Raw genomic sequence first — 16,398 nt, 5'->3', positions numbered from 1 at the left:
ATGACCGACGACAGCGGGACTACAGCCGACGCGGGCGCCGGAGGACGGGTGCCGGTCGCGATCGTCGGGATGGCGGTGCTGCTGCCCGGTGCCGCGGACCTCGACGCGTACTGGCGGAACCTGCGCGACGGCGTGGACGCCATCGGCGAGGTGCCGGAGGGCCGCTGGGACGCGGACTACTACCGGCCCGGCTCGGCCACCGGCCCCGCCGCCCCCGACCAGGTGTACTGCCGGCGCGGCGGCTTCGTGGACGGGCTGGCCGAGGTGGAGGTCACCCGGTACGGGATCATGCCGAACTCCGTCGCCGGCACCGAACCCGACCAGCTGATCGCGCTGGACGTGGCCGCCGCCGCCCTCGCCGACGCGGGCGGCGCGGACCGGCTGCCCGAGCGGCACCGGATCGGCGTGGTGCTGGGCCGGGGCGGCTATCTCACCCCCGGCCTGGTCCGGCTCGATCAGCGGGTCCGCACGGCCGGCCAGCTCGTGCGCACGCTGGGCGAGTTGGTGCCCGGCCTGACGCCCGGCCAACTGGCCCGCGTACGGGATGCGTTCACCGAGCGCCTCGGCCCGGCCAGTCCCGAGTCCGCGATCGGCCTGGTGCCCAACCTCGCCGCCTCCCGGATCGCCAACCGCCTCGACCTGCGCGGCCCCGCCTACACCGTGGACGCGGCCTGCGCCTCCTCACTGGTCGCCGTCGACCAGGCGGTCACCGAACTCACCGCCGGACGCTGCGACATGATGCTGGCAGGGGGAGTGCACCACTGCCACGACATCACCCTGTGGAGCGTCTTCTCCCAGCTCCGCGCCCTCTCCCCGAGCGAGCGCATCCGCCCCTTCCACCGGGACGCCGACGGCATCCTCATCGGCGAGGGCACCGGGGTCGTCGTGCTCAAGCGCCTCGCCGACGCCGAACGGGACGGCGACCGTGTCTACGCCGTGATCCGCGGCACCGGCGTGGCCAGCGACGGCCGCACCGCCGGACTCGTCAACCCCGACCCCGGCGGTCAGGCGCACGCCGTGCGGCAGGCCTGGCGGGCCGCAGGACTCGACCCCGCGGCACCGCACTCGGTCGGCCTGCTGGAGGCGCACGGCACCGCGACCCCGGCGGGCGACTCCGCCGAACTCGCCACCCTCGCCGAGGTGTTCGGACCCGCCGAGGAACGCGCGGTGCTCGGCTCCGTGAAGTCGATGATCGGCCACACCATGCCGGCCGCCGGAGTGGCGGGACTGGTGAAGGCCGCCCTCGCGCTGCACCACGCGACCCTGCTGCCCACCCTGCACTGCGACGATCCGCACCCGGCTCTCGCCGCCACCCGGTTCCGCACCCTGGACCGGGCCCGGCCCTGGGAGACCGCCCCGGACCAACCGGTGCGCCGGGCCGGGGTGAACGCCTTCGGGTTCGGCGGGATCAACGCGCACGTGGTGCTCGAAGAGGCGCCGGGCAGACACTCCGTCCCGGCCGCCGCCCCGCGGGGGACCCCCGGCGAAGGCGCCACCGTCGCCCGGGTCACCGAGCCCGAGCGGATCCTCCTCCTCGCCGCCGACACCCCCGAGCGGCTCACCGCCGCCCTCGACGCGGACGACTCCGCCGTCCTGGCCGCCGGTCTCGCCCCGGAACGGACGCACCCGGGGGCCGGGCCCGTGCGCCTGGGCATCGTGGACCCCACCGCCAAGCGGCTCGCCCTGGCCCGTCGCGCGGTCGGCAGGGGCCGCCCCTGGCAGGGCCGCAACGACGTGTGGTTCCGGCCCGCCCCGCTCCTCGGCACCGGCAAGCTGGCCTTCGTCTTCCCCGGCCTGGAAGGCGAGTTCACTCCCCGCGTCGACGACATCGCCACGCATTTCGGCCTCCCCACCGTCACCGCACCCGCAACCGGGGACATGCGGGTCGGCGACGTGGGCCGTCATGGGTTCGGTGTCGTCGGCGTGGGGCGGCTCCTCGACGCGGCGTTGCGCCGGATGGGCGTGGTCCCGGACGCGGTCGCCGGGCACAGCGTCGGGGAGTGGACGGCGATGGTGGTCGCGGGACTGTACTCGGGAGTCCAGGTGGACGCCTTCATGGCCGAGTTCGATCCCGACGCGGTCACCGTCCCGGGACTCGCGTTCGCCGCGATCGGCGCCCCCGCCGAACGGGTCGTCGCCGTCCTGCGCGACGACTGGGCGGACGCCGGGATCGTCCTCTCCCACGACAACGCGCCGGGCCAGTCCATGGTGTGCGGCCCCGACCGGGCCGTGGCGGACTTCGTCCGCGCCTTCCGGGCCGACGGTGTGCTGTGCCAGGTGCTGCCGTTCCGTTCCGGGTTCCACACGCCGATGCTGGAGCCGTACCTGAGCCCGATCAAGGAGGCGGCCGAGCGCTTCCGGCTGCACCGGCCGGCGGTCCCGGTCTGGTCCGGCACCGTCGCGGCGCCCTTCCCGGAGGGCGAGACGGAGGTACGCGAGCTGTTCGTCCGGCACCTGCTGGAGCCCGTCCGCTTCCGGCAGCTGATCGAGGCCATGTACGCCGCCGGGCACCGCACGTTCGTCCAGACCGGGCCAGGCCAACTCGCCTCGCTGATCGGTGACATCCTCGGCGACCGCGACCACCTCGCCGTCGCCGCCAACTCCCCGCACCGCTCGGGGATGGCCCAACTCCGCCGGGTGGCGACCGCGTTGTGGACGGCGGGCGCACCGGTGGCGGCCGCGGCCCGGGGCCAGGCCGGCGTGTCGGTCTCGGTCACCGGGGCCACCGCGGCACCACGCACCGCGACGAAGCCCGTCCACCGCCGCCGCCCGGTACGCCTGGACCTGGACGGCGCCCTGGTGTCGCTGGAGGCCCCGACCCTCGCCGCACTGCGCACCGAGCTCCACACGGCCATGCGACCCGAGGAGAGCGGAACCGCGCGAACCGAGACGACCCGACCGGCGCACCCCGAGTGGAGCAAACCGTCACGGACCGAGACGGACAGAGCCGCACCGATCGTGGCGGACAGAGCCGCACCGACCGTGGCGGGTGGAGTCGCGCGGACCGTGGCGGGTGGAGCCGCACCGATCGTGGCGGGTGGAGTCGCGCGTTCTGCGGCGGGTGGAGGCGCAGGGACCGTGGCGGACGGAGTCGCAGGGACCGTGGCGGACCGGGGCGCACCGACGGTGGCGGGCGGAGTCGCACCGACGGTGGCGGGTGGAGTCGCGCGGGCCGTGGCGGGTGGAGCCGCACCGATCGTGGCGGGTGGAGTCGCGCGGACTGCGGCGGGTGGAGGCGCAGGGACCGTGGCGGACCGGGGCGCACCGACGGTGGCGGGCGGAGGCGCGCGGACTGCGGCGGGTGGAGGCGCAGGGACCGTGGCGGACGGAGTCGCAGGGACCGTGGCGGACCGGGGCGCGCGGGCCGTGGCGGGTGGCGTTGTGCGGGCCGAGGCAGGCGGGAACGCGTCGGCCTCGGGCGCCGTCCACGCACCGGCCGCGGGCTCGACCCCGCTGGACGACCTCGCCGCCCGGATCCCGGCCGCAGCCGAACTGAGCGCACTCCTGCGGGACACCGCCGACTCGGCCGTCGCCGTACTCACGGCGCTCCACACACCGCCCTCGACCCCGGCCGCGCCCACCCCGCGAGCCCGTACCACCCCCGCACCCACCCACGGCCGCCCCCACCCCGCGCCCGCCCCCGTGTCCCGTACCACCACACCCCCTCCGACCCCGGCCACAGGCCACGTCTCGCCCACCCCCACCCCGGCCTCCCGTACCACCACACCCCCTCCGACCCCGGCCACAGGCCACGTCTCGCCCACCCCCGCCCCGGCCTCCCGTACCACCACCCTCCGGGTCTCCCCCGAGGCGATGCCCCATCTCCTCGACCACTGCTTCTTTCCGCAGCGTCCCGGCTGGCCCGTGGTGGAGGACCGGTGGCCGGTCGTCCCGGCGACCACGATCGTGCGGCACATGACGGACGCGGCGGAGGCGGCCACCGGCCTGCGGGCGGTCGCCGTGCACGCAGCCCGCTTCGACCGCTGGCTCACCGCCACACCTCCCCTCGACGTCCCGGTCACCGTCACCCCCGAGGACCCCGGCCGGGTCTCCGTCACCTTCGGCCCCACCGCCCGCGCGGTCGTGGAAGTCGCCCCCGCCCACCCGGCGCCGCCCGCCGCCCGCACCCGCCCCCCGGCTCCCGAACGCACCCCCGACCACACCGCCGCCCAGCTCTACGCGGAGCGCTGGATGTTCCACGGCCCCGCCTACCAGGGCGTCTCGGAGCTCACCGCGATCGGTGACCGGCACGTGCGCGGGGTGATCACCACCCCCGCCGCCCCGGGTGCCCTGCTCGACAACGTCGGCCAGATCCTCGGCTACTGGATCATGGCCACCCGCACCGAGCGGACGGTCGTCTTCCCGGTGCAGATGCGGGAGATGCGCTTCCACGGCCCGCACCCCGCCCCCGGCACCGAGGTCGGCTGTCTGGTGCGGATCACCTCGCTCACCGACACCGTCCTGGAGGCGGACGTGGAGCTCACCGTCGGCGGACGGGTGTGGGCGCGGATCGCCGGCTGGCAGGACCGGCGCTTCGACAACGACCCGCGGACCCGCCCCGTCGAGCGGTTCCCGGAGCGCAACACCCTCTCGGAGGCCCGTCCCGGTGGCTGGGTGCTGGTCCACGAGCGCTGGCCGGACCTGGCCTCCCGTGAGCTGATCATGCGCAACTCACTGGCGGGAGCGGAGCGTGCGCAGTACGCGGAGCGCGCCCCGCGCGGCCGCAGGCAGTGGCTGCTCGGCCGGATCGCCGCCAAGGACGCGGTACGGCAGTGGCTGTGGCAGCACGGCGAGGGACCCGTCTATCCGGGCGAACTCCAGGTGCGGAAAGACGAGTTGGGGCGTCCGTACGTGATCGGTGTGCACGGGCGGACACTGCCCGCACTGGACGTCTCCCTCGCCCACCGGGCGGAGGCGGCGGTGGCGATCGTCCGGCCGCACACGCCCGGACCCGGCCCGGGCATCGACATCGAAGAAGTCACCCGGCGTGATCCGGCCGCCATGGAGGCCGCCCTCGGCGCGGACGAACTGCGGCTGCTGCACGGCCTCGGCCCGGACACGGCCCTGTGGTTCACCCGCTTCTGGGCCGCCAAGGAGGCCGTCGCGAAGGCCGAGGGCACCGGATTCGACGGCCGGCCGAGGGACTTCACCGTGCTGGAGGCCGCCCCGGACGGCAGCCGGCTGCTGGTCTCGGGCCGGCTGGAACGCGCCTACCCGGTGCACTGCGCGCCGGTCCGCAATCCCCCCGCACTGCCGGACCGCGCCTACGTCGTGGCCTGGACGACCGGGCCGGCAGCCGCAGACATCGAGGAGGACCCGCGATGAACCCCACCGAGCCCGAAGTCCGCGCCGACGAGGAGACCGTCCTCGCCGACCTGACGCGGATGCTCCGCACCCTCCTGGAGGAGTACGGCGACGACGACGCCGAGATCGGCATGAGCACCACCTTCAACCGCGACCTGGAGCTGGAGTCCATCGACCTGGTCACCCTCGCCGGTCTCCTGGAGGACCGCTACGGGAAGCGGGTCAACTTCGCCGAGTTCCTGGCCGGGATGGAGTTCGACGAGATCATCGAGCTGACCGTGGGGCGGCTCGTGGAGTACGTGGTGTGGAGTCTGAAGGCCACGGAGGCGGGCTGAGCCATGGCGATGGTCGACACCGGAGACGTCCGGCTGCACGTTCAGAGAATGGGCCCCGCGGAGGGCCGTACGCCCCTCGCCACGGTGGTCCTCGTCCACGGGCTGCTCACCGACAGCCTGGCCAGCTACTACTTCACGGTGGCCCCGGCCTTCGCCGCCTCGGGCCTGGACGTGGTCATGTACGACCTGCGCGGTCACGGCCGCAGCGAGCGTCCCGCCGGCGGCTACACCCTGGACCACAACATCGACGACCTGGAGGCCCTGCTCGACCACCTGTCGGTCACCGGCCCGGTGCACCTCGTCGGCAACTCCTACGGCGGCACCATCGCCTTCGGCTGGGCGGCCCGCCACCCGGAACGCGCCGCCAGCCTGACCCTGATCGAGTCCGAGCCCGCCACCGCCGCCTGGGCGGAGAAACTCGGCGGCATCCTGCGCCGGGTGGTCACCGAACTCGCCCACAACGAGCCGGACGCCATCGCCTGGATCACCGCCCACCGCGGCCACAACACCGCCCGGCTGGCCAGGGGCGCGGCCCGGCTCGCCCGCGAGACCAGCCTGGGCCGGGACATCCCGGCCAGCCGGGTCCTCACCGAGGACCAGATCAGTGCCGTACGCTGCCCGGTCCTCGGGGTGTACGGCGGTGACTCGGACCTGGTGGAGGTGGTCCCGCTGAAGAAGACGCTGCTTGCGGACTACCGTTCGGTGGTGCTGCCCGGGTACGAGCACTCCGTGCTGGTCGAGGCGTCCGGCACGGTCGGCGGACACATCCTGGAGCTGATCCACTCGGTCAGCCGGACGAGGGCGGCCGGGGTCCGGTGAGCGGCTTCCTGTTCGTCGTACCGCCCCTGGTCGGGCACATCAACCCGGCCGTCGGGGTCGCGGCCGAACTCGGCGCCCGTGGCCACCGGGTGGCCTGGGTCTGCCCGGACGCCGATCTGGTCCGGGCACTGGCGGGACCGGACGTCACGGTGTTCCCGTGCGCGGGCACCGCCGCGGGTGAGCGGCCGGCCGACCTGCGGGGTGCGGAGGCGCTGCGGTTCCTGTGGGAGTGGTTCCTGGTGCCGCTGGCGGACGCGATGGCTCCCGGCGTACGGGCGGCCGTCGACGCGTTCCGCCCCGCCGTCGTGGTCGCCGACCAACAGGCCTTCGCGGGCGCCCTGGTGGCCGAGCGGCTCGGGCTGCCCTGGGCGACCTCCGCCACCACCTCCGCCGAGTTCGGGGGTGCTTACGACGGTGTCCCCAAGGTCGCCGCCTGGCTCGGGGACCGGCTCGCCGAACTGCGGGAGCGCATCGGGAACCCCGACGGCACCGCCGATCCGCGGTTCTCGCCGCACCTGACCCTGGCCTTCACCACCCCCGAACTCGCGGGCCCCACCGACCGGCCCGCGGTCCGCCACGTCGGCCCGTCGATCTCCGCGCGGCCGGCGGCGGAGGGCTTCCCGTGGGAGTGGCTGGACCCGAGCCGGGACCGGGTCCTCGTCTCCCTCGGCACCGCGAACGCGGACGTCGGCGGGCGGTTCCTCGCCGAGTGCGTCAGCGCCCTGCGGGAACGCGCCGACCGGGTCCAGGGGTTGATCGCCGACCCCGGCGGCACCCTGCCCCCGGCGCCGGACGACAAGGACCTCCTGATCCTGCCCGTCCTGCCCCAACTCCCGCTCCTGGAGCGGGTCGACGCGGTTGTCTGCCACGCCGGCCACAACACGGTCTGCGAGGCGCTGTGGCACGGCGTCCCCCTGGTCGTCGCCCCCATCCGCGACGACCAGCCCGTGATCGCCGGACAGGTCGTCGACGCGGGCGCGGGCATCCGGGTGCGGTTCGGCCGGGTCACCGCCCCGAAGCTGGGCGCGGCCCTCGACACCGTCCTGCACGAACCCGCCCACCGCACGGCCGCGGCCCGGATCCGCACCGCGTTCCGTGCGGCGGGCGGCGCGCCGGTCGCGGCGACCCACCTCGAGGAACTCGCAGCTGAGGAGACCCGATGAGCAAGCCGAGCGAGATCGAGGCGCTGCGCCCCGGCTACCGGCAGGACCTGGCCGACGGCGTCGACCGCTTCTTCGAACCCCGGCGCACCACCTGCCCCTGGTGCCGGTCCGGCCGGCTCACCACCCGCCTGCGCACCACCGACCTGCTCCAGCACAAGCCCGGCCGGTTCGTCCTCGACCAGTGCCAGGACTGCCGGCACACCTTCCAGAACCCCCGCCTCAACGAGACCGGCCTGGAGTTCTACTACCGCGACTTCTACGACGGCCTCGGCGAACAGAAGATGAGCGGCACCTTCGGCGGCCGCATCAAGATGTACCGGGGCCGCGCCCAGTCCATGGTCCCGCACGATCCGACCCCCAAGAACTGGCTCGACGTCGGCACCGGGCACGGCCACTTCTGCGAGGCCGCCCGCGAGGTGCTGCCCGGCACGGCCTTCGACGGCCTCGACTTCACCGACGGAGTCCACCTCGCCGCCCGCGAGGGCCGCGTGGAGCACGCCTTCCGGGGCGCCTTCCCCGACCTCGCCCCCGACCTCGCCGGCCGCTACGACGTCGTCAGCATGTTCCACTACCTGGAGCACAGCACCGACCCCGACCGCGAACTGCGCGCCGCCCACGAGACCGTACGCCCCGGCGGCCACCTCCTCATCGAGGTCCCCGACCCCGAGAGCCGCTACGCCCGGCTGCTCGGCCGCTGGTGGCTGCCCTGGCTCCAGCCGCAGCACCTGCACTTCATCCCGGTCGCCAACCTCCGCGAACGCCTCACCGCCCTGGGCTTCACCGTCGTCGCCGAACAGCACGCCGAGGCCCACGACCCCGTCGACCTGCTGGCCGCCGTCTGGCTCGCCCTCGACCACACCGCTCCGCCCGAGGACGCCCCCTGGCTGCCGGCGGCGCCCGGCGCCCTGCGCAGGACGCTGCGCGCCGCCCTGCTCATCGCCGGCGTTCCCGCCCTGATCGCCGGCACCCTCCTGGACCGCTTCGCCGTACGGCCCCTCTCGCACCGCCTGCGCGTCTCCAACGCCTACCGCATCGTCGCCCGCCGCGACTGAGGGCGGCTCACAGCACCTTCGCCCGGATCATCGCCGACAGCACCAGGGCGCCCGGGAGCAGCGGCAGCCAGTCGGTCAGCACCCGGTAGCCGAGCACGGTCGCGGTGGCCACCGCCAGGGGTGCGCCGAACGCGGCCAGCGTGAACACCAGCGCCGCGTCCACCGCGACCCCGCCGGGCACCGGTACCGCCCCGCCCGCGGTGCCCGCCGCCAGGTACGCCAGGAGCACGTCACCCCACGACAGCCCGAGCCCGAGCGCCTCCCCGGTGCAGGCCAGCACACCCGCCTGCACCAGTGGCAGCGCGGTCGCCCCGCCCCACAGGGCCAGCGCCCGGGACGGCCGGGCGTGCACCACCCGGGCGTCCGACAGGGCACACCGCACCAGCCCGGTGACCGGCCGCCGCAGCGGCCGTACGACGGCCGCCGCCACGCCCGCCAGGGTCACCACGCCGACGACCGGGACCAGCACCATGCCGTCGGGCACCAGCTCGCCCAGCCGCCGCCAGGCCGACGACGACAGCAGGAACACCACCAGCACCACGGTCTTGGCGCCGGACTTAGCCACCGAGTACAGCGCGATCGAGGCCGTGGCCCGCTCCAGCGGGACGCCCCGGGTCCGCAGGAAGCGCACGGTCACGGCGTGCGCGCCGAGCCCGGCGGGCAGCGCGTGGTTGGCGGCCCCGGCGGCGAACTGCGAGGCCAGCAGCAGCCCGGGCGGCAGCCGGTCGGGCACCGCGCCCTGCCGGATGCAGGCGGCCACCACCCAGGTCAGGCAGGTGAGGCCGCCCCCGGCCAGCAGCCACCCCGGCTCGGCGTGGGCGAGCCGGGCCACCCCCTCGTACAGCAGCGACCGGTTGGTCAGACCCCAGATCACGGCGATGAGCAGGGGAGACAGGCACAGGGCGAGCCGGAGCGGCCGGCCGGCCGCCGACAGGACCGGCCGGGGGCGTACGCGAGGCGCCTCGGAGCCGGACGCGGGCAGTGCGGAGGGCAGTGACGACAGTGAGGACACGGGGACGTTGTCCTTCCACAGGGGGCCCGTGGTGGGGAGCCACGGGCGAGTGGTACCGCGAGGGAGCCTTCCCGTCCCGCATGACACCCTGATGTCCGAAAACCGAAGGCCGGAGGGCGGGCGGGTGCCGGGGACGCCGCCCTGCCCCGGCGAACCGGTAGCCTTCCCGGGGAAAGGCGCACGCGACAGGGGAGGAACCGGCGGTGCACGTCCAGGAATGGCTCGACTCGGTACCGGCGGTCGCCGTCTACGCCGTGGTGGCGCTCGTGATCGGCCTGGAGAGCCTGGGCATCCCGTTGCCGGGTGAGATCGTCCTGGTCTCCGCCGCGCTGCTGTCCTCACAGCACTCGGACATCAACCCGGTCGTCCTGGGCACGTGCGCCACCGCGGGCGCGGTGATCGGCGACTCCGTCGGCTACGCGATCGGCCGCAAGGGCGGCCGCCCCCTGCTCGCCTGGCTCGGCCGGAAGTTCCCCAGGCACTTCAGCGAGGGCCACGTCGCCACCGCCGAGCGGTCCTTCGAGAAGTGGGGCATGTGGGCGGTCTTCTTCGGCCGCTTCATCGCCCTCCTGCGCATCTTCGCGGGCCCCCTGGCGGGCGTCCTGCGCATGCCCTACTGGAAGTTCCTGATCGCCAACCTGCTCGGCGGCATCTGCTGGGCGGGCGGCACGACGGCGGTCGTCTACTACGTCGGCATCGTCGCGGAGGACTGGCTGAAGCGCTTCTCGTACGTCGGCCTGGCGGCGGCGGTACTGGTGGGCGTGGCGTCGATGCTGATCGTCCGCCGCAAGGCGAAGAAGGTCCAGGTCCCGCAGAAGGAAGCCGAACCCGTGAGCGCCGGCGACTGAAGCGCCTCGCCAGGGGCGCTGGGGGTACCCCCGGCCGAAGGCTGGGGGAGGAACTGCGCGACCAGCCCCCACCGCGCCGCACCCGCCCCACGACCTACTCATGCACCCCCCGATGCGCCTTGCCCAACTCCGCATACAAGGTCCCGTTGAGGGTCACCCCCTCCCGCTCCTCCGCACTCAACTCCCGCCGCACCTTCGCCGGGACCCCCGCCACCAACGACCCCGGCGGCACCACCATCCCCTGCGGTACCAACGCCTGCGCGGCCACCAGCGACCCCGCCCCGATCACGGCCCCGTTCAGCACGGTCGCCCCCATCCCGATCAGGCAGTCGTCCTCCACGGTCGCCCCGTGCACCACCGCGTTGTGCCCGATGGACACCCGCTCCCCGACGCGCACCGGAAACCCCGGATCCGCGTGCAGCGTGGCGTTGTCCTGCACGTTCGCCCGCGCCCCCACGGTGATCTGCTCGACGTCGCCGCGGATCACCGCCCCGTACCAGACACTCGCCCCGGCCTTCAGCGTCACGTCCCCGATCACCGAAGCCGTCGGCGCCACGAACACCTCGTCCCCGATCTCCGGCTCGCGTCCGCCGATCCCCACGATCAGCGCCTTGTGCGTCATCACCGTCTCCCCTCGTCGTCGGTCCTCCGCGCAACCTACGCCACCGCCTGGGGCGAAGATCACAGCAGCCCGCCCTCTCGCCGACGCGCCCCGCTGAGTACCGTGACCACCGTGCCGAAGCCCAAGAACACGTTCTCGTCCTGGCGCCGCCGCCTCGCCCAACGCGCAGTGCACGCGGCCTGGGCCTGGGTGCAGCGCACGGGATCCGTCACCGCGGACCGCCCCGGCCGCTTCCGTTTCGGCGCCCTCGGCGAAGCCACCCGCCTCGCCTTCCCGCTCGGCACCGTCTTCGGCGAACCCTGGATCCACCTGGGCTCGCACTGCATCGTCGGCGAACAGGTCACCCTCACCGCGGGCCTGATGCCCGACCTCGACCTCGGCCCCGAGCCGATCCTGCGCATCGGCGACGGAGTGGTCCTCGGCCGCGGCAGCCACGTCATCGCGGACACGACGGTCACCATCGGCAGCGACTGCTACTTCGGCCCGTACGTGTACGTCACCTCCACCAACCACTCCTACGACGATCCGCACGAGCCCATCGGCAAGCAGTGGCCGCGCATGGAGCCGGTGGAGATCGGCCCGGGCTGCTGGATCGGCACCGGCGCGGTGATCCTGCCCGGCGCGCGGGTCGGCCGGAACGTGGTGGTGGCCGCCGGCGCGGTGGTCCGGGGCACGGTGCCCGACCACGCCGTGGTGGCGGGCGCCCCGGCCAGGGTCGTACGCCACTGGACCCCCGAATCCGGCTGGCAGCCCCCGCTGCGCACCCCGGCGCCGGTGCCGATCCCGGCGGGCACGACTCCGGAGCAGCTCCGGGCCCTGGCGGAGCTGGACGAGGAGGACGTGGCGCGGCTCGCCGAACTGGAGACCGAGGGCTGAGCCCGGTCGCGGCCGGCGCGTGCTCCGGGGCTCCCGACGCCGGGTGAGGTGTCGGACCGGGGGACCGGGGCATCGGCGAGGTATGGATGCACAGGCATGGACACTGCGGGAGCGCGGCCGGGCCGCCCGGGCGGCGCACAGTCACGCGCTGGCCGTGGCGGCACGGGCAGGGTTCGCCGCCCGCGGGCTGATCTACGTACTGGTGGGCGTCATCGCCCTGCGGATCGCGTTCGGACAGGGCGGCCACGGCGGGCAGCAGGCCGATCGCGGCGGCGCTCTCGAGGAACTGGCCGGCCGGCCCTTCGGGGCGGCGCTGCTGGTCGTCCTGGGAGTGGCGCTCGCGGGCATGGCGCTGTGGCGCCTGTCGGAGGCGGTGTTCGGCGGAGCGGGCCCCAAGGGCGCCGAGCCGTCCAAGCGCGCGGCCGCGGCAGGCCGGTGCGTCTTCTACGTCTTCGCCTGCTACTCGGTGCTGATGTACGCGGCCGGGGACCGGGGCAGCGGCAGCGGGTCCTCGGACCGGCAGACGCACGACGTCACCGCCACGGTGCTGGGCTGGCCGGGCGGCCAGTGGATCGTGGGCGTCGCCGGGGCCGGGGTGGTGGCCGCCGGGCTGTGGGTGGCCGTGCGGGCCGTCCGGCTGAAGTTCCGGGAGAAGTTGCGGACCGCCGCCATGTCCGCGCGGGCCAGGCGGTTCACCGATGTCTTCGGCGTGGCCGGGGGTACGGCACGCGGGGTCGTCTTCGCGGTCGCCGGGGTGTTCGCGGTCGTCGCGGCCGTCAGGCACCGGCCCGGCGAGGCCAAGGGCATGGACGACACCCTGCGCACGTTCCGCGATCTGCCCGCCGGTCCCTGGCTGCTCGCCGCGATCGCGCTCGGCCTGGCGGCCTTCGGCGTGTTCTCGTGGTGCAACGCACGCTGGCGCAGGATCTGATGCCGGAGACGGCACCGCCGCGCAGTACAGTTCGGTGAACGGTCAGGTACACCCCGGCGGAGTACTCGGGACCGAACCCCGCACTCGAGAACAGTGGACCGCGATGCCCTCGACGATGGACGGAACGTGTCGGACCTCGACCTGCTGACCCAGTCCCTGGCCCGTAACGTCAAGCACTGGCGTGCGGTACGCGGGTTCACCCTGGACGTGCTCGCGGCCCGGGCCGGGGTCAGCCGCGGCATGCTGATCCAGATCGAGCAGGCCCGCACCAATCCGAGCATCGGCACGGTCGTCAAGATCGGCGACGCGCTCGGCGTCAGCATCACCACCCTGCTCGACTACGAGCAGGGCCCGAAGGTCCAGATCGTCCCCCCGGAGAAGGCGGTCCGGCTGTGGCACACCGAGGCCGGCAGCTTCAACCGCCTGCTCGCCGGCACCGAGGCGCCCGGCCCGCTGGAGATGTGGGACTGGTACCTGATGCCGGGGGAGAGCAGCCTGTCCGAACCGCACCCGAGCGGCACCGTGGAGATCGTCCATGTCACCGCCGGGGAGCTGACCCTCACCGTGGACGGGGTCGACTACCGGGTACCGACGGGTGCGAGCGCCTCCTTCGAGGCGAACGCGGCCCACGTGTACGGCAACACCGGGGACGTCCCGATGGAGATGGTCATGACGGTGTCCGTGCCGCCGGTGCCCTGAGCCGGCCGGCGGCGGGCTGTTAGCGTGCCGACATGCGCCCACCCATCGGAGACTTCGACACCGCCACCCCCGCTCCCGACTGCCTCGACGAGCTGATCGCCCCGGTCGCCGACGCCGTACGCGACTGGTCCGGAGCCGTTCCCGCGGAGCAGATCGTCTACGTCGAGACCGACCCGCGGTGGGCGGACACCGCCGTCTTCGTCGAGCACTACGGGCGGGAACTGCTGGAGCGGTCGGCCAACTGCGTGGTCGTGGCGGGCAAGCGCGGCGGTGCGACCACGCTGGCGGCCTGCCTGGTGCCGTCCACCACCAAGGTCGACGTCAACGGGGCCGTGCGCCGCCAACTGGGCGCCCGCAAGGCGTCCTTCGCCTCGATGGACACCGCGACCGGTGAGACCGGCATGGAGTACGGCGGCATCACCCCGATCGGACTCCCCGCGACCTGGCCGCTGTTGCTGGACCCGGCGGTCGTCGACCTCCCGTGGGTGCTGGTCGGCAGCGGCCGTCGCCGTGGCAAACTCCTGGTTCCGGGCAGGGCGTTCGCGGAGCTGCCCGGCGCGGTCGTCCTGGCAGGGCTCGGCGTCCGAGGCGCGCCGGAAGCACTCAGGACGGACGATGATCAAGCGGACGCCAGCCGACGGACAGACCCCAGTGGACTCGGGTGCCGGCCGTGACGGCGATCTCCACGTGGTGGCTGCCGCTGTCCAGACGGATCTCGTTGTAGGTGGTCGAGGGGGCGGCCGTGCACCTGACGGTGTAGGCGGCCACGTTCCCGAGGGTCACCGTCGTGTCCCCCGCACCGGCGCATTCGGTCGCCACGGCGACCGTCCCTGGCTGGACGCTCTCGATCACGGTCACCTCCTCGGAGCCCGTCCTGTTCGCCAGGCGGACGAAACTCCTGGCCGAGCCGGAGAGGTCCGGTGGGGTCCTCGTCAGGGCGGAGGCGGGAGCGGAGGGAGTCGCGGCGGCGGGAGCGGAAGGGGGCGCGGCGGCGGTCCGGAGCCCGTCCTGCGGTGCGTCCTGTCCGTGGTGCGCCGTACAGCCCGCGACGAGCGGAAGGCCCGCCGCCAGGACGAGCGCCACGGCCGACGGTCTCGCGAGCCACGCCCTGTGCCGCATACCTGCCCCCCCAGATAGACGCTGACCTGCGCGAACCTACCACCCTGTCACGCACCCCGAAGCGGGATGCCCCTTATGGTGGCTTTTGGTGTGCTGGCTCGGTGGATGGGACGGAGTGGAGCCGTGGCGTGCGCGGAGTCGGCCGGTGGGGGTGAGGCGTCCCGGGGGCGGCGGGCCCGGGTGCCGTTGCTGGCGGTGTGCGCCGGGTACTTCATGGTGATCCTGGACGTGACGGCGCTCAACGTCGCCGTGCCGGTGATCGGCCGGGAACTGTCCGCCTCGCTCACCGGCATCCAGTGGATCACCGACGGGTACACCCTCGTCTTCGCCGGGTTCCTGCTCACCGGCGGCGCGCTGGGCGACCGGCTGGGCAACCGCCGGGTCTTCTGCTCGGGCGTCGCGGTCTTCACGCTGTCCTCGGCCGCCTGCGCACTCGCGGTGAGCGCCCCCTTCCTCGTCGCGGCCCGCCTCGTGGAGGGGCTGGGCGCGGCGCTGATCGTGCCCGGCTCCCTGGCCCTGCTCCAGCAGGCCTACCCGGAGCCGGCCGCGCGCTCCCGGGCCTTCGGCCTGTGGGGTTCGATGGCGGGCGTCGCGGCCGCCGCCGGTCCGCTGCTGGGCGGGCTGCTCGTCGCCACCCTGGGCTGGCGCTGGGTCTTCCTCGTCAACCTGCCGGTCGGCGCGGCCTGCCTGCTGCTGACGCTGCGCCATGTGGCCCGCTCGCCCCGGCGCACCGCACGCGCCCTGGACTGGCCCGCCCAGTGCGCGGTGGTGGCGACGGCGGCCCTGCTGACCGCTGCCCTCAACGAGGCCGGACGGCGCGGCTGGTCGGATCCCGCCGTCCTCGCCATGGCGGGCCTGGCCGCGCTGGCCGCCGCGGGCTTCGCGCTGCGCGAGCGGCTGGCCCGCTCGCCCGTCCTGCCGCCGAGCCTGCTGCGCTCCAGCGCGATGGGCGGTGGCGCCGCGATCGGCCTGCTGTTCAACTTCGGCTTCTACGGCATGGTGTTCACCGCCAGCCTGGAATTCCAGCACCAGCGCGGCTTCAGCGCCCTCGGTACCGGACTCGCGCTGTTCCCGGCGGTCGCGATGACCATGTTCGCCTCCGTCCTGTCCGGACGGCTGGCCCGCCGCACCGGCGATCGTCCGCTGGTGGTCTCGGGCATGCTCCTCGCCGCCCTGGGGCTGGCCGGCTGGGCCGCGGCGGGACCGGACCCCGCCTATCCGCTGCTGGTGGCCCCGATGATGGCCGCGGGGTTCGGTACCTCCTTCGCCCTCACCGGGTCGACCGCCACCGTGATGGGCGCGGCGCCCGCGGCGTACTCGGGCGCGGCCTCCGCCCTGTTCAACACCACCCGCCAGATCGGCAGCGCCACCGGCGTCGCGCTCGGCGGCAGCCTGCTCGCCACGGCCGCCGACTACGGCACCGGCCTGCGGACCAGCATGGCGGTGGGCGCACTCGCCTACCTGGCCGCCGCACTCCTCGCCCGGCTGTGCGTGCCGACTTCGCCGGCCCGGGCCCGGGAGAGGCGGGTCTAGGAACAGGGCAATACAGCTAGGGCCCTTCTGATGGATCTCCGCGGCGTCGCGACGCCCGGCACGCACGCTCGACGCACGGGGTGGC

General features: G+C 74.4%; 13 protein-coding genes and 1 pseudogene. 11 read left to right on the top strand and 3 right to left on the bottom strand.

All coding sequences use genetic code 11. The annotated features are described in order from the left end of the window. Genes AB0958_RS36610 through AB0958_RS36590 form a run of 5 tightly spaced genes read left to right on the top strand, consistent with a single transcriptional unit; the run spans window position 1 to window position 8,673 of the window. Window positions 1-5,325, top strand: a complete 5,325-nt coding sequence (locus AB0958_RS36610; protein WP_366894785.1) for a beta-ketoacyl synthase N-terminal-like domain-containing protein — start codon at window positions 1-3, stop codon at window positions 5,323-5,325. Then, a complete protein-coding gene (locus tag AB0958_RS36605) occupies window positions 5,322-5,639 on the top strand; it encodes an acyl carrier protein (RefSeq protein ID WP_366894784.1) in 318 nt (105 codons plus the stop codon). Before AB0958_RS36610 ends, AB0958_RS36605 begins: the two co-directional genes overlap by 4 nt. A gap of 3 nt (window positions 5,640-5,642) precedes the next feature. After that, window positions 5,643-6,458, top strand: a complete 816-nt coding sequence (locus AB0958_RS36600) for an alpha/beta fold hydrolase (protein WP_366894783.1) — start codon at window positions 5,643-5,645, stop codon at window positions 6,456-6,458. Then, window positions 6,455-7,621 carry a glycosyltransferase gene (locus AB0958_RS36595; protein ID WP_366894782.1) on the top strand — a complete coding sequence of 389 codons (1,167 nt, stop codon included), beginning with the start codon at window positions 6,455-6,457 and terminating at the stop codon, window positions 7,619-7,621. Before AB0958_RS36600 ends, AB0958_RS36595 begins: the two co-directional genes overlap by 4 nt. After that, a complete protein-coding gene (locus AB0958_RS36590) occupies window positions 7,618-8,673 on the top strand; it encodes a class I SAM-dependent methyltransferase (protein WP_366894781.1) in 1,056 nt (351 codons plus the stop codon). The genes AB0958_RS36595 and AB0958_RS36590 overlap by 4 nt, the downstream gene beginning before the upstream one ends. A 7-nt stretch (window positions 8,674-8,680) precedes the next feature. On the opposite strand, the gene AB0958_RS36585 is transcribed toward AB0958_RS36590, so the two are convergent. After that, window positions 8,681-9,685: a lysylphosphatidylglycerol synthase transmembrane domain-containing protein gene (locus AB0958_RS36585; protein WP_366894780.1), complete on the bottom strand. Its 1,005-nt coding sequence runs from the start codon at window positions 9,683-9,685 to the stop codon at window positions 8,681-8,683. 203 nt (window positions 9,686-9,888) lie between these two features. Between AB0958_RS36585 and AB0958_RS36580 the strand changes: the two genes are divergently transcribed. After that, window positions 9,889-10,533 (top strand): DedA family protein, encoded by a 645-nt coding sequence (locus AB0958_RS36580; protein ID WP_366894779.1) that lies wholly within the window; start codon window positions 9,889-9,891, stop codon window positions 10,531-10,533. 94 nt (window positions 10,534-10,627) lie between these two features. On the opposite strand, the gene AB0958_RS36575 is transcribed toward AB0958_RS36580, so the two are convergent. Then, window positions 10,628-11,155, bottom strand: a complete 528-nt coding sequence (locus AB0958_RS36575; protein ID WP_366894778.1) for a gamma carbonic anhydrase family protein — start codon at window positions 11,153-11,155, stop codon at window positions 10,628-10,630. A gap of 111 nt (window positions 11,156-11,266) precedes the next feature. Here AB0958_RS36575 and AB0958_RS36570 point away from each other — a divergent pair, with 111 nt between their 5' ends. The 4 genes and pseudogenes from AB0958_RS36570 to AB0958_RS36555 form a co-directional block, all read left to right on the top strand. Beyond that, window positions 11,267-12,031, top strand: a complete 765-nt coding sequence (locus AB0958_RS36570) for an acyltransferase (protein ID WP_366894777.1) — start codon at window positions 11,267-11,269, stop codon at window positions 12,029-12,031. Window positions 12,032-12,113: 82 nt separating this feature from the next. Next, on the top strand, window positions 12,114-12,962 hold the full coding sequence (locus tag AB0958_RS36565) for a DUF1206 domain-containing protein (RefSeq protein ID WP_366894776.1): 849 nt from the start codon (window positions 12,114-12,116) through the stop codon (window positions 12,960-12,962). Window positions 12,963-13,088: 126 nt separating this feature from the next. Then, a complete protein-coding gene (locus AB0958_RS36560; RefSeq protein ID WP_366894775.1) occupies window positions 13,089-13,661 on the top strand; it encodes an XRE family transcriptional regulator in 573 nt (190 codons plus the stop codon). Between the two features lie 32 nt (window positions 13,662-13,693). Continuing rightward, a pseudogene (locus AB0958_RS36555) lies at window positions 13,694-14,245 on the top strand (YbaK/EbsC family protein); the annotation flags it as partial. Window positions 14,246-14,264: 19 nt separating this feature from the next. Here AB0958_RS36555 and AB0958_RS36550 read toward each other — a convergent pair. Further along, window positions 14,265-14,744: a hypothetical protein gene (locus AB0958_RS36550; RefSeq protein WP_366894774.1), complete on the bottom strand. Its 480-nt coding sequence runs from the start codon at window positions 14,742-14,744 to the stop codon at window positions 14,265-14,267. Between the two features lie 249 nt (window positions 14,745-14,993). On the opposite strand from AB0958_RS36550, the gene AB0958_RS36545 reads away from it, so the two are divergent. Continuing rightward, the gene (locus AB0958_RS36545) at window positions 14,994-16,313 is read left to right on the top strand and encodes an MFS transporter (protein WP_366894796.1); all 1,320 of its coding nucleotides are present in this window, start codon (window positions 14,994-14,996) and stop codon (window positions 16,311-16,313) included. The last annotated feature ends 85 nt before the right edge of the window (window positions 16,314-16,398 follow it).

The sequence above is a fragment of the Streptomyces sp. NPDC006655 genome (genome assembly GCF_040703965.1).
In the GTDB taxonomy this organism is placed as follows: domain Bacteria; phylum Actinomycetota; class Actinomycetes; order Streptomycetales; family Streptomycetaceae; genus Streptomyces.
Note: the sequence above shows the minus strand (reverse complement) of the source record. Positions and strands in the feature narration are given on the sequence as shown.

Coding starts and splice junctions, on each gene's coding strand:
- AB0958_RS36610 (WP_366894785.1), top strand. CDS start 1: ATGACCGACGACAGCGGGACTACAGCCGACGCGGGCGCCGGAGGACGG.
- AB0958_RS36605 (WP_366894784.1), top strand. CDS start 5,322: ATGAACCCCACCGAGCCCGAAGTCCGCGCCGACGAGGAGACCGTCCTC.
- AB0958_RS36600 (WP_366894783.1), top strand. CDS start 5,643: ATGGCGATGGTCGACACCGGAGACGTCCGGCTGCACGTTCAGAGAATG.
- AB0958_RS36590 (WP_366894781.1), top strand. CDS start 7,618: ATGAGCAAGCCGAGCGAGATCGAGGCGCTGCGCCCCGGCTACCGGCAG.
- AB0958_RS36575 (WP_366894778.1), bottom strand. CDS start 11,155: ATGACGCACAAGGCGCTGATCGTGGGGATCGGCGGACGCGAGCCGGAG.
- AB0958_RS36565 (WP_366894776.1), top strand. CDS start 12,114: ATGGATGCACAGGCATGGACACTGCGGGAGCGCGGCCGGGCCGCCCGG.
- AB0958_RS36545 (WP_366894796.1), top strand. CDS start 14,994: ATGGTGATCCTGGACGTGACGGCGCTCAACGTCGCCGTGCCGGTGATC.